Origin of the sequence: Candidatus Nitrosopumilus sp. (genome assembly GCF_965262695.1) — an archaeon.
Classification (GTDB): Archaea; Thermoproteota; Nitrososphaeria; order Nitrososphaerales; family Nitrosopumilaceae; genus Nitrosopumilus.
Map to the genome: position 1 here is coordinate 429,954 of NZ_OZ253550.1, position 13,527 is coordinate 443,480.

Here is a 13,527-nt window from a genome sequence, read left to right on the forward strand (position 1 = left end):
CTATTAAACCATGTGAGATGTCGTTAACCACTAAAAAAATACTAGTTAACCAACTGTGCCTAAAAATTAAGGATTTAGAATTTCATTTAACATGTTCCAAATTGTTATAGTTCCGATAACAATTCCTGCAGCTCCTACCCCAATTGCCAATAACAAAAAATTTTTTCGTTCTGCCATGATTATGATGTGGTTTGTGAATTTAGTATCGATAATGTTCCAAGTAATGCTTCTTCTAGACGTACTGTTTGTGTAGCTTGGTTTGGGAAAAAGTTCAAAGACTTTGCATTTTGTACATTTTTCATCTTTCCACCTAGGATCTCATGTATTCCTTTCTCAGGGGAACCAAATACGACAAGTGTTGGTTGATCTGATTTTGTATATTTTGAAATTTGCTCTTTTGTTGCAGTTTTCCCTTTTCTTGATGTGAGAATTATGTTTCCTTTCCATTCCGATAATAATGAAAATAGATTTGATCTCTCTTTGACCATGTATCCCCAATAGTCTGGTGCTTCGTTTCTGTTAATTTCTTTAATTGAAAAATTTGGATGACCTTCTTTGAATTGCACTGTAGTCCTTTTCCCTATTGGTGTTTTTCCAAAAAATGGAATTAGCTGATTAATTCCAACATCTACAAATCTTTTGCCTTTCACACTTACTACTATTCCTTCTCGCACATCTCCTTTGCTTATTTTTTTTGGATTTGCAGGTGTAACATGACTTGGAATTCTTAATGGTTGTAAAACTCCTGCAAATTTCAAATCATTTACTTTTGCAAATAATCTTCTTCTCAAAAACTGTGGTGTTTCTAAATATTTTAGAATCATCACCATAAGATTACCGTCTTGCTTGTTGTTTCCTTCTTGGTAAACATAAATGGTTTCAATCTTAAAAATTGCACAAGCTCTAGCTAAAACTGAAATTTTTCTTGTCTTGTCTATCTTTAATGATTCATCAGAGAGTGATGATTCAGGAATTGCAACGGATAATTTCAATATAATCGAGTCTCACAAACAGAATAAAACAATTAATTTTTGTCGTGTGGGTAATTTTGTTTTGCAGTGTTTGCATAATTTACAACCTGCTCATCTGAAACTATTTCATACAAACCAGTATCTGTTTTCATATGTGCCATTCTGATATGACTGGTACCTTCTTTGTCTTCACTTGATAGATAAATTCCTGCAGAAGCTAATGCAGATGCTTCATCTAATGAAAGATCTTTCTTGTATGTTTTTTCTAAAAAGTCTGTTACTTGATCAGAACCTGAACCAATTGCAATTGCATCATATGAGATGTATGTTCCACTAGGGTCAGTCAAATACAATTGTGGTTTTCCACCAACAACCCCTCCAAGAATTAATGCAACACCAAATGGCCTTACACCTGCATATTGGGTATATTGTTGAGATTGATCAGCTAAATGTTTGGCAATTGTTTCAACTTCCACTGGTTCATCATAAATCATTTTGTTACTTTGAGAAAAGAATCTTGCATTGTCCACTTGACTTCTTGCATCTGGTATGTATCCTGCTGCAGCAACTCCAACATGATCATCAATTTGGAAAATCTTTTGGGCAGTGTTAGAAATTTGTAATTTTCTTGGTCTTTCTTCTACTGCTATTACGACACCATCTTTGCATTTTACACCTACTGCAATTGTTCCCCTTCTTACTGTCTCAATTGCATATTCGACTTGGTATAATCTGCCGTCTGGTGAGAAGACTGTGATTGCTCTGTCGTAACCTTGTTGTGCAGGAAGCATTTGATTCCAATGCTCTGAAAGTTTAATTTAAGTCTAGCCTATCTAATTTGCCGTGAGATTCGAAATTGAATTTTCAGGACATGAAAATATTAGATCAAATCATCAAAAAACTATAGAGATTACAAAAGAGTCTCATTTGACACCTCAGGGTGATTGTATTGTTGGTGTTAATGCAAATCGTGCCTGTGCTGATTTACCCCAAGATCTAAAAGACAAATTAAAAAATTCTGATTCAAACATTACATTCTCTATTAATGTTGGAGATTACAATTTTACTGTAGAAGGAAAAGGACATCCTGATCTAATCCTTACTCATACTGAAGATATCGTAATTAGAAAAAGTGATTTTGTATGTCCTAGAACTTTAGCTGTAAAATGTGATAAAGCATCTGATTTGTTACCTAGAGAGATGGTTACATTATTACAAGATCCAAAAACTAAAGGTACCTTTACTATTACAATTGATTAGAACTGTGACAATTTTATAGTCATTAATTGTATTTTGTTTATGGGTATGAAAACTAATTTATTTATTTTAGTACCTCTGGCAGCATTTGCTGCGATAATACTTGGTTCCGGAATGTATTTGACATTGTGTAAAAACACTCTTGTTCCGTTACCCTGTTGACTTAATAATTTCCATCTTTAGTTAATTCTGATTTATCATGATTTTCTTAAGACATGAATCATTAGATGATTCATGGTAAAACCAACTATTGAGCTACCTGTTTCTAAAAAACCAACAGACGCAGAACTCAAAAAACTCAAAGATTACTTCAAAGAGATGCCTGTTGATGAAATTCTTACTGGTCTAAAATTTGCTAAAAATAGATGGTCTGCAAAAGATGCAGGAACTCTAAAAGTTGGAAGAAAAAGTATTATCCAAAAAGAAGTTCATTCTGTGACTACTGAACAAGCTCAATGGAGATTAAAAAATTGGAAAATGATGATTGCAAATTACAGAAGACGTGGATATAGCTACCCTACAATTTCTAGAATAAAGAAAATTTTAATTCAAAAAAGTAAAAAGAAGTCTAAGTGAATTGAAGATTCCATTTCTTTGACCATCTTCTAATCAGATAAACTGCAATTACATATGCAATAGCATGATGTACTATTATCGATGCAATTCCTAACTCTGCATTTTGTCCCAAAATGGCATAACTCCAATCAATACCCTGTGTTTCAGAAAATATTTTTTGGTTGTACACTGATGACTCTTCAAATGGATATATGATCATTTGAATTACTGATGAAATTGCACCATATCCCAAAAAAATGGCAAGATACCATCGTAATCTTTTGACACGATATGATGCCACAATATCTGCTATTGGAATAAAACAAAAAATTGTTTGCCACATCATACTTACAGGGCCTTTGGCTGGCATGAGTCTGTAAAATTTTGATTGCTATTTAGCTTTACGAAAGAATTGTTTGTAAAAATAAAAAGAGTGGAAATAATTCCTACTGAACGGTTATTTCGCCTTTCATCCATGGATGCAATTGGCAATAGTAGTAGTATTCTCCTTCAACGTTGAATGTATAAGACCATTCATCGCCGCCAGACATGAAACCACTATCAAACAATCCATCTTCATCTTCAGGTGTAGGCGTTTCTGCTCCTGTTGGACTAACTGAAGTTACTGTGTGTGGTAAGTTATCAGAATTAACCCATGTTACTGTATCGCCAACATGAACATGTAGATTAGCTGGCATGTAACACCAATCTTCTACCTCACATCCTGGTACACCAGAACCTGTTGGTATGTCAACATGATTTGGTGGCAATTCTTTCATTGCTGGAATGCCACTGTCAGACATTGCAGCTGCTGCAGCAAGTTCTGCATCTTCAATCACTTCATGAATTTCATGAACTATGTGTTCTACAGAAACAATACCTGTATCATAGATGTTAAGTTGTATACTTACATCTTCAATGACTTCAGAGGTAATGTATAACCCTGTAAATCCTTCATGAATTTCGATGATTTCTGTTACTGCATCATCTGCTGATGTGCCCTCCGATTCATATTTGTGTAGAACTTCATCTAAAGCTCCCATGTATTCAGGATTGACATTTTGTGGTTCAGCTGTCAAGTGAACTGCTTCAACTGCATCTGCTCCAGATAGTTTACCTGAATCGATTAAGGTGATTGTTTCATCTACTGCCTCAATAAGATCAGATGTGATGTACAAATCAACAAAACCTGCATGTGTTTCTTTGATTCCATCAATTGCTTCTTCAGCTGATATTGCGTCTTTCTCGAACATGTGAATCACTTCATCTAATGCACCCTGATACTCAGGATTGACATTTTGTGGTTCAGCTGTCAAGTGAACTGCTTCAACTGCATCTGCTCCAGATAGTTTACCTGAATCGATTAAGGTGATTGTTTCATCTACTGCCTCAATAAGATCAGATGTGATGTACAAATCAACAAAACCTGCATGTGTTTCTTTGATTCCATCAATTGCTTCTTCAGCTGATATTGCGTCTTTCTCGAACATGTGAATCACTTCATCTAATGCACCCTGATACTCAGGATTGACATTTTGTGGTTCAGCTGTCAAGTGAACTGCTTCAACTGCATCTGCTCCAGATAGTTTACCTGAATCGATTAAGGTGATTGTTTCATCTACTGCCTCAATAAGATCAGATGTGATGTACAAATCAACAAAACCTGCATGTGTTTCTTTGATTCCATCAATTGCTTCTTCAGCTGATATTGCGTCTTTCTCGAACATGTGAATCACTTCATCTAATGCACCCTGATACTCAGGATTGACATTTTGTGGTTCAGCTGTCAAGTGAACTGCTTCAACTGCATCTGCTCCAGATAGTTTACCTGAATCGATTAAGGTGATTGTTTCATCTACTGCCTCAATAAGATCAGATGTGATGTACAAATCAACAAAACCTGCATGTGTTTCTTTGATTCCATCAATTGCTTCTTCAGCTGATATTGCGTCTTTCTCGAACATGTGAATCACTTCATCTAATGCACCCTGATACTCAGGATTGACATTTTGTGGTTCAGCTGTCAAGTGAACTGCTTCAACTGCATCTGCTCCAGATAGTTTACCTGAATCGATTAAGGTGATTGTTTCATCTACTGCCTCAATAAGATCAGATGTGATGTACAAATCAACAAAACCTGCATGTGTTTCTTTGATCCCATCAATTGCTTCTTCAGCTGATATTGCGTCTTTCTCGAACATGTGAATCACTTCATCTAATGCACCCTGATACTCAGGATTGACATTTTGTGGTTCAGCTGTCAAGTGAATTGATTCTATGGTTTCTTCAACATTCAAAGTTCCTTTATTGTAGAGATCTATTTTTTCACCTACTCCATCAATGATATTATTTGATATCTGAGCAGATGCATATTGCTGATAAGTTTCTTTAATTCCTTCTAATGCTTCATCAGCTGAAATTTTATCCAATTCAAATTTGTGAATAAAAACATCTAACTTGATAGGAAATTCTTTGTCAGCATTATGAGCTGAAACAAAAACCTGTTTTGTTTCAACCATTACTGTACTAGTTGTTTCAATTTCTACAGTCTTAGGAGTTGATGACTTGAACATTGAAGTCCAACTGGACTTGTATGCTTCTTTTCCGCCTGGATATTCAGAACATAACACCAACCCACAGATATCGGTACTAGAACCATATTGTGATGTTCCTACACCTTTGCCTTTTAGGGCTTCAGCATTTGGAATAAAACCTGTTCCGATTGTACCTACAATCATGATTGCTGCCATGAATATGACTAGGCTAGTTTTTCTCATTGAAACTTTGATTGAAATTTTTCATTTAAAGGATGGGTACATTCTTCGAAACTATTCCAAATCTATGGAATAATAATGTCTTCAAATATGTTATGATGTTTTTAAAAAAATCTATCTTTTATTTTGATAGAATTGATAAAAGTGGCATTGCATCCCATTGATAGAGATAATATCCTAAAACACCTGAACAAATGTTTTCATATTTTTTGAAAAACTCTTTTGCTTCTTGTTCTGTTGCTTCAAACACTGCCATTGATGATACTTGGTTATCAAATGCACCCGACCACATGATTCTTCCTTGAGACTGCCATTCATCAACTAACGCAGTGATTTGAGGGGCAATTCTTTCTAAATCTTGTGGATTGGTATCTTTTGAAATATTACTTACAAGTACCCAAGGTTTTTTTTCATCACTCATACTGTGCAATAATGATTTTTTTAATTAAATATGTTGAAGAATCTGTGCTTATGTTATACCATTGTAAAATACCAAAATGAAATACCAAAATAAAACCTTCATTCATTTTTAATAATTTAATTTTCTAAATACATATGATCTTGAAATCAATGTCTGACGTTCCTTTACAAGTCATTCAAGATCAGCCATTGGAAAAATTGGATATTACATTAGCCCTGACTTGACGTCTATGGATGTATTACTATTGGCATAGCGTCCACATTCAATTTTCCAATGGTTCATTTTTTAAAAATTTTTTAGGAAATTTTAGATAAAGACGTCTGTTTTCTTCTCAACAATTTGTTGTTTGAGAGAATCTGGAACATCTGGGATTGATGCTTTGGTTTGACCTGCAATGACTCCTTGTGCTTCTTCTAAGATTGCCAATGTGTCTGCGTTGGTCTCTGGACCTACACTCATGGTGTCTCCTAATTCTACTGAAGAACCTGCCATTACATCTCCTAGTACTGATGACAAGTCTTGCATTGATGCATTTGCCTCTGGCATGATTCCATTAAGTGATGGGGCTAATCCCTTGATTATTGACATACATGGGCTAAGTGTTACTACTACATCTCCTAACTCGGATACTGTATCTAGTCTAAGTTTGACTTGTTCCATTGAAAGTTTGGCACCACTTACCATGTTTTTCATCTTTCTAACTTGTGCCAATTCATTTGCATATGCTTGAGCATAGGCGCCTTTGTTACTTTTATGAGCTGAAACTATTTTTTCAAAAATTTGATCATGTTTTACTCGTAATTTTTCGTTAATTCCTTCTAATTTTGTAATTTGAAACTGTAATTTTTTTTGTGCAAAGTCAATTTTGTTCTTTAGTGGCTCATCAGGCTTTACTTTTCCCATAACTTTTTGGGATATACTTTCTCCCTGTGTTTTGTTCCAAGAGTTGCTTAGCATGTTTGATTCTCGATATTGGTCCAAAATTTTGTTTTAAAGAGATTTGTCACCCTAGCTAGTGTCACTGAAGTGACAGATAGTTATGGTTACACTATCCAAAGGTAAATGTGAATATCTGGAATCCTTTGCCTTTGACTTTGATCTCTAAGACATGTGATGCGCTTTCTTCACTGCTGATTATATTGTACAATCCTGGCTCTGAAACATTTAGAATATTTCCTGATGTAATATCACTACCAGAGTATTGAATTGGTAATGGTTCTTCATCAAGATAAATTTCTAGTTCTGCATTGTTTGCAGTAACAATGTTTACCTCCTTTGCATTGTATAGTAATTTTATCTCACCTGTTTCTGAAATCAACTCCATACTGTCTTCATGGTTTTGCCATGTTCCAATCGGATAGAATTTGTGTAGTTCTATCTTGTCTGATTCTTCATACACAACTATTTTTTCTGGTTGGAATCCTTCTTCACTTCCTAATTGGTTTCTATTTTGTGCAAAGTAATATCCAAAATACAACTCTGGAGTTCTAAATAACGAGTGTTCAAATTCTTCTATATCTACTAATGAAGATGCAGATGCCGTTTGAATTCCTAATGCATCTGATCTCTCTTTGATTAACTGTTGAATAATTTTCTCAGTCTCTTGGTAACCTCCTTCACCAATATGATCATATCTTATGTAACCTTCGTGATCTGCAATGTATTTTCTTGGCCAGTATCTATTTTCAAATGCTTTCCATGTTTCCATGTCATTGTCCATTACAACTGGATAATTGATTCCATGTTTTTCAATTGACATTTGTACATTTTCAGGAACTTTTTCAAATTCAAATTCTGGAGAATGTATTCCAACAATTAACAATCCTTGATCAGCATATTTGTCATCCCAAGCTGTGATGTATGGCAAAGTCCTGATACAATTAATGCAACTATATGTCCAAATGTCATACAGCACTACTTTACCTTCAATTTCTTTTACTAATCCTTCAGGTGTGGTATTCAGATAGTGGGCAATTCCTACCAAGTCCGGTGCCTTTTTGAAGCCTGATTTGTCTATTTTACTAACAGAATTTCCATCATCAAAATTATTGACTGTTTGAATATTCTCTTCAATTGTAGTAAAAACAATACTTGTAATTCCTATTCCTATGGCAATAACAATTCCTAAAATTAATGCGGTTTTAATTTCTGATTTCATTTAATCACCCTAGTAACACCAGTTCGTTAAGAAGAGGAAAGTTTGCAATATATGCTAATTGATTTGTAAAAACTAAAATTCCCAACATAATAATGAATCCTCCTAAAATTATGTTATAATATTTCAGATGTTTGTTCATTTTTTTAATGAGTTTTGTTCCTCTTGAAAGAAATACCCCCATTAGAATAAATGGAATTCCTAATCCTAAAGAATACATCAACATTATGTTTAGTGCATGAGCTGGTGTTGCTGCGGCCAAAGTCAAAATTGTTCCTAACACTGGACCAACACATGGAGTCCATGCAGCTGCAAATGCTAATCCAAAAATAAATGAAAACGGATAACTGACTTTCATTCCTTTTGGAACAATTTTTCTCTCGATGTTTAGTCTTCTAATTTTTATTGAGAGCATCAAGAATATTCCAAATGAAATAATTATTGTACCTCCTATCATATTGAACGTAGATGTAAGTTCGTTACCTACATTTGAAAAAATACTATTAATTATTACACTGTAAATTGCAAATACAGTTGTAAATCCTAACACAAAGAAGACTGTGTTGAAAATAATATTTGCCCTACTGATTACTTTTGTAGTTTGATTTCCATTTTGATTTAATTCTGAAAGCGTAGTTCCAGAAATATATGCAAGAAATGCGGGAATCATGGGTAAAATACAAGGAGCTACAAACGATCCAAGTCCAGCAAGAGCTGCAATTGCCAGAGTTATTTCGGCCATGAATTAAATTTACAAATTTTACTTTAAAGCGTTCTTCCAGATTTTTACCAAATATCAATACAATCCGTTTTTAACTGGGTTACGCCTAATTTTGGTATGAACAAACGATTCGTAATAGTTGGTATTGTTTTGGGTATCGTTGTTGTGGCTGCCGTCTTTATTGGCTCACCAATGTTTGGCGGTTTTGACGCTTCGAGATAATTAGCAGAATTTTACGTATGCTTTTTCAAATATCTCAAGGGCTCTCTCAATATCTTTGTCTTTTAGCCATGCTGTGACTGATATTCTTAATCTTGCTTGGTTCTTTGGCACGGTTGGATATCTGATTGGTTGTGCAAATATTCCATTTTCAAGCAAAAATTTCCCAAAGTCCATCGCTGATTTCTCATCTCCTATAATTATTGGAATTATTTGAGATTCTGAATTTATCTCAAAACCTATTTCTCTTAGACCTTTTGATAATGATTTTGTGTTTTTTTCTAACTTCTTTCTTTGTTTTTCTCTGTTTGATTCAAATCGCTTTAGGGAATGTTTTACCAAAAATGATGGTAATGCAGATGTGTAAATGAATGATTTTGATTTGTTTATACACAAATCAACTACATTATTTTGTGCTGCAACATATCCTCCAAACGATCCAAGTCCTTTACTTAAACTGCTAATATACAAATCAATTTTTTTTCCAACATTGAAATGATTTGGTGTTCCTTTCCCATCTTTTCCAATTACAAAGTCTCCATGTGCGTCATCTACAATTGTTATTGCATTGGCTTTATCGGCAATCTCTGTAATTTGTTTAAGTGATGACAAATCTCCATCCATACTGAAGATTCCTTCCGTTATGATAAACTTGTTTTTTACTTTTTGTTTTGACTTTTTTTGCAAATCCTGCATGTCGTTATGTTTGTAGATTGAAACTTTGGCGTCAGTCAATTTACATGACTCAATAATACTTGCATGGTTTAACTCATCACTTAGAATCAAATCCCCTTTTTTTACAATTGCAGAAATTGCACCCATATTTGCCATGTAGCCTGTAGGATAAATCAAACTGTTTTGCTGAGATTTGTGTTTTGCAAGATCTTTTTCTAATTTTTTGTATGACTCGTCATTTCCTGAAACTAGTCTTGAACTTGATTGAAGTTGATTTGTTTGTAGTTTTGTTATTGGTAATCCTAGATAGTCATTTGAACATAAATTTAATAATTTTTTACCGTTAATTGTGATGAATTCATTTTGAATTTTTCCAAACTTTAATTTTCTATACAGATTGTCTTGTTTAATTTTGAGTAATTCTGTATCGACAAAATCTAATTTGCTTCTCAAGGCCTAGTCTTTCTTACCGAAATCTTATATGCCTATGGGGCTTGATTTGCCCCATTTTATTCTAGAATCTTCTCCAAAAAGGCTCATTTTGTGCCTGACTACCCTTATTCCCAACTCTGGGAAATAGGTAACTTTATACCTTATTCCCAACTCTGGGAAATAGGTCAAAAATATGAAAATTACCCTAAATTCAAAGATCTTTTCGTGTGTTTTAGTGGGATTTCTAATGATCTCATTATCTGGTTTTATTCAAAACACTGATGCAGTTGCACCATTAACATCAAAATTTCTTTCTCTAGACAATAAAGGAATAATCACTTCTGCATTTTGGGATGTTTTACCTGATGAAGAATTAGATGTGGTCTTTTTAGATAGTCATCTGTTAACTGATGATCAACTCGATGCAGTTGTTTATGCTATAAAATCCCATGATTCTGTTGAATTAGGAAGTCTACTTGAAACTGATTTAGAAAATTCAAAATCTATCTATTACTTTGGATGGGAAGGTGCATTGACTGCTGCTAGTAACATGGATACATCAAATACAATCCCTGCAAAATTTAACATTGTTTCCTCATTAACCAATGAAAAAAATATTGTAATTCAATTTTCAAATCATAAAGAATCTCAAGGGTATTCTGGATATGCTAGAGTCATTACTCATAATGATGAAATTTTACAATCACACATTATGATTTATGATGTAGAAAGCTTGTCTGCCACTGATTTGACAACCATCATTAGACATGAATTTGGACATGCCCTTGGTTTGGGACATTCTATTGATTCTGATGATTTAATGGCAAACATGATTCTTACTGAAATTCCATACATCTCTGAATGTCATATAGATGCTATTAGAGATTTGTATGATGATGATGAGGATAACTTTACCGAATGCAAGTAATCTAAAATATAATTTTGAATATTTATTTAATTACAATATCAACTGTTAATTTTTTATTGTGATTTTAGACCTATCTTTTCAATCATTTCGTGATCTTTTTGAGCTTCATTTCCACCCATGGTGAGATATCCTGACGTAATGATACCATTTGCTCCACTTTGAAGTAATTCCTCGCCTGAATCCTCCAGGTTAGTTTCTCTTCCCCCTGAGATTTTAATGACTGACTCTGGAAGTAAAAATCTGATCACTGAAAACATTCTGACAATTTCAGAATTTGGCAAGTCTGTTTGTAACTCCAAAGGAGTTCCTGGTACTGGCACCAAAATGTTGATTGTCACTTCTTCAGGATAAAGTCTTGCCAGTTCTAATGTTAGTTCTAGTCTCTGCTCTCTTGTTTCTCCTAACCCTATAATCCCCCCTGTGCATAATTCTAATCCCGCATCTCTTGCAATACCCAAAGTTTTCAATCTGTCTTCATATGTGTGAGTGGTACATATTTCTGGAAATTTTGATTTTGCAGTCTCTAAATTGTGGTTATATCTTTTAACTCTGAGATCTTTGAGTTTATTTGCTTGTTCTTGTGTAAGAAATCCTAGACTACACTCAACACTAATTCCAACTTTTTGATTTATTTCAGTAATAATTTTACAAACTTTTTCAAAATCTGTTTTTGATGGCTCTCTCCATGCTGCAACAAGACAATATGATTCTGCGCCTTCATCTTTTGCCTTTTGAGCTTTTGATACCACTTCTTCAGGTGATGGCAATTGATATGTCTCAATACCTGTATCAAAGAATGCAGATTGTCCACAAAATGTACAATCTTCACTACATGCATTTTTTTTAATATTGTTTAATTGCTCAACATCTACCTTCTCCCCATTAAAATCTCGGGTTATCTCATTTGCACATTTTGCCAAATCTCCGAGATTCTCTTCTGGAGTATTTAGTAATTTTTCAGCATCTTCCGCAGTTATGTGATTTCCTGAAAATACTTTTTCTTGACACTCTTTAATGAATTCTAGAGTATTCATAATTTGATACAGATATTTTCCATTTATAACAATAATGGAAAGGTTAACCCATGAGCCTATAGGGGGTTAACAGTCAGATTACTTGTGACCTTGTATCTTGAATTGTCTTAATTGTGCGTTTTAGTAGTGAATTCAATTCTCTTTCAGATATTGCTAAAGGAGGCACAAGCATGACTATGTTACCTAGAGTTCTAAGATAGATTCCATTTTTCTTTCCTGTTTCATAGAAAATCTTGTTAATTGATCTTTTTGGGTGGATTGGGGTCTTTTTCTTTCTATCTGTAACTAGTTCTATTCCCATGAGCATTCCTTTGTGTCTGATATCCCCTACAATATCAATTTCAGAAATCTCATCATAATATTCTTCAAACACTTTGGATGTTTTTTGGATTTTTTTAATCAAGTTGTTTTTCTTGTACATTTTGATGTTCTCATTTGCAACTGATGCTGCAAGTGGGTTTCCTGTGTATGTGTGTCCATGGAAAAGATGTTTCCAATCATTAAATTCACCTGAAAATGAATCATAGACTTTTTTGTTTGATAGAGTGGCGGCCATTGTAAGATATCCTCCTGTTAACATTTTGCCATATGCTACAATGTCTGGAATAGATTTTTGTTCTTCATATTGAATCATTGATCCTAATCTACCAAACCCTGTTGCAATTTCATCTAGTACAAACAATACATTGTGTTTTTTACATAACTGACTGATCTTTTTTTGGAATCCTTTTGGATAAATGATGACTCCTCCTGCCATCTGTGCACCACTTTCCATTACAAATGCTGCAATGTTATTATTTTTTGAAAACTTTTTTTCTATTTTTTCTAGACATTGATTTTGGTAATCTGATAAAGTGTAACCTTTTGGCAATCTGTATTTGTTTGGAACTGGAAATTGTATTGTTTTGAATAGTTGTTTTTTGAATTTGCCAAAAAATTCTGGAACATATCCTACTGACATGGCCCCAAATGTGTCTCCGTGATATCCGTTTTCTACAGTTGCAATCTCTGTTTTTTCTTCTCCGATGTTTTTCCAGTATTGTAATGCAATCTTAATTGCAATCTCCATTGCCGATGAACCATTATCTGAATAGAATACTTTGTTCATCCCTGGTGATATTTTTACGAGATTTTCTGCTAATTGTTCTGCAGGCTCATTTGTGATGTTGAACATGGATGAATGTTGTAGTTTTTTGCTTTGATTTGTGATTGCTTTTACTAATTGAGGATTAGAATGGCCCCAAACATTGCACCACATTGAGGCTACAGCATCAATCATTTTATGCCCTTTAGAGTCTATAAGCCACATTCCTTTGGCTTTGGTAATCTTGTCAAAGGAATCCCATTCTTTCATCTGGGTATTTGGATGCCAAACAGAACTTTTC

General features: G+C 34.0%; 14 protein-coding genes. 3 read left to right on the forward strand and 11 right to left on the reverse strand.

The window, feature by feature from the left end; genetic code table 11:
- Positions 1 to 179: 179 nt before the first annotated feature.
- Positions 180 to 992 carry a putative RNA uridine N3 methyltransferase gene (locus ACQY2P_RS02725; RefSeq protein WP_428326878.1) on the reverse strand — a complete coding sequence of 271 codons (813 nt, stop codon included), beginning with the start codon at positions 990 to 992 and terminating at the stop codon, positions 180 to 182.
- Between the two features lie 32 nt (positions 993 to 1,024).
- Positions 1,025 to 1,762: an archaeal proteasome endopeptidase complex subunit alpha gene (locus ACQY2P_RS02730; RefSeq protein ID WP_428326879.1), complete on the reverse strand. Its 738-nt coding sequence runs from the start codon at positions 1,760 to 1,762 to the stop codon at positions 1,025 to 1,027.
- Positions 1,763 to 1,814: 52 nt separating this feature from the next.
- On the opposite strand from ACQY2P_RS02730, the gene ACQY2P_RS02735 reads away from it, so the two are divergent.
- Together ACQY2P_RS02735 and ACQY2P_RS02740 are read left to right on the forward strand one after the other, a co-directional pair.
- Entirely contained in the window at positions 1,815 to 2,231 is a 417-nt protein-coding gene (locus ACQY2P_RS02735) for a DUF371 domain-containing protein (RefSeq protein WP_428326880.1), read from the forward strand.
- A 231-nt stretch (positions 2,232 to 2,462) separates the two neighbouring features.
- A complete protein-coding gene (locus ACQY2P_RS02740) occupies positions 2,463 to 2,804 on the forward strand; it encodes a hypothetical protein (protein WP_428326881.1) in 342 nt (113 codons plus the stop codon).
- On the opposite strand, the gene ACQY2P_RS02745 is transcribed toward ACQY2P_RS02740, so the two are convergent.
- The 7 genes from ACQY2P_RS02745 to ACQY2P_RS02775 form a co-directional block, all read right to left on the reverse strand.
- Positions 2,797 to 3,153 (reverse strand): hypothetical protein, encoded by a 357-nt coding sequence (locus ACQY2P_RS02745; RefSeq protein WP_428326882.1) that lies wholly within the window; start codon positions 3,151 to 3,153, stop codon positions 2,797 to 2,799. The genes ACQY2P_RS02740 and ACQY2P_RS02745 overlap by 8 nt on opposite strands.
- A gap of 76 nt (positions 3,154 to 3,229) precedes the next feature.
- The gene (locus ACQY2P_RS02750) at positions 3,230 to 5,560 is read right to left on the reverse strand and encodes a cupredoxin domain-containing protein (RefSeq protein ID WP_428326883.1); all 2,331 of its coding nucleotides are present in this window, start codon (positions 5,558 to 5,560) and stop codon (positions 3,230 to 3,232) included.
- Between the two features lie 118 nt (positions 5,561 to 5,678).
- Positions 5,679 to 5,978, reverse strand: a complete 300-nt coding sequence (locus tag ACQY2P_RS02755) for a hypothetical protein (protein ID WP_428326884.1) — start codon at positions 5,976 to 5,978, stop codon at positions 5,679 to 5,681.
- 306 nt (positions 5,979 to 6,284) lie between these two features.
- On the reverse strand, positions 6,285 to 6,935 hold the full coding sequence (locus ACQY2P_RS02760; protein WP_428326885.1) for a Snf7 family protein: 651 nt from the start codon (positions 6,933 to 6,935) through the stop codon (positions 6,285 to 6,287).
- A 91-nt stretch (positions 6,936 to 7,026) separates the two neighbouring features.
- Positions 7,027 to 8,136, reverse strand: coding sequence for a redoxin domain-containing protein (locus tag ACQY2P_RS02765; RefSeq protein WP_428326886.1), 1,110 nt, complete (start codon positions 8,134 to 8,136; stop codon positions 7,027 to 7,029).
- Positions 8,137 to 8,140: 4 nt separating this feature from the next.
- Positions 8,141 to 8,875 carry a cytochrome c biogenesis CcdA family protein gene (locus ACQY2P_RS02770; protein ID WP_428326887.1) on the reverse strand — a complete coding sequence of 245 codons (735 nt, stop codon included), beginning with the start codon at positions 8,873 to 8,875 and terminating at the stop codon, positions 8,141 to 8,143.
- A 201-nt stretch (positions 8,876 to 9,076) separates the two neighbouring features.
- Positions 9,077 to 10,201, reverse strand: coding sequence for an aminotransferase class I/II-fold pyridoxal phosphate-dependent enzyme (locus tag ACQY2P_RS02775; protein WP_428326888.1), 1,125 nt, complete (start codon positions 10,199 to 10,201; stop codon positions 9,077 to 9,079).
- Positions 10,202 to 10,415: 214 nt separating this feature from the next.
- Here ACQY2P_RS02775 and ACQY2P_RS02780 point away from each other — a divergent pair, with 214 nt between their 5' ends.
- On the forward strand, positions 10,416 to 11,108 hold the full coding sequence (locus ACQY2P_RS02780; protein WP_428326889.1) for a matrixin family metalloprotease: 693 nt from the start codon (positions 10,416 to 10,418) through the stop codon (positions 11,106 to 11,108).
- Positions 11,109 to 11,161: 53 nt separating this feature from the next.
- Here ACQY2P_RS02780 and bioB read toward each other — a convergent pair whose 3' ends face one another.
- Positions 11,162 to 12,142, reverse strand: a complete 981-nt coding sequence (gene bioB, locus ACQY2P_RS02785) for a biotin synthase BioB (protein WP_428326890.1) — start codon at positions 12,140 to 12,142, stop codon at positions 11,162 to 11,164.
- Between the two features lie 73 nt (positions 12,143 to 12,215).
- Positions 12,216 to 13,496 (reverse strand): adenosylmethionine--8-amino-7-oxononanoate transaminase, encoded by a 1,281-nt coding sequence (gene bioA, locus ACQY2P_RS02790; RefSeq protein WP_428327260.1) that lies wholly within the window; start codon positions 13,494 to 13,496, stop codon positions 12,216 to 12,218.
- Between the last annotated feature and the right edge of the window lie 31 nt (positions 13,497 to 13,527).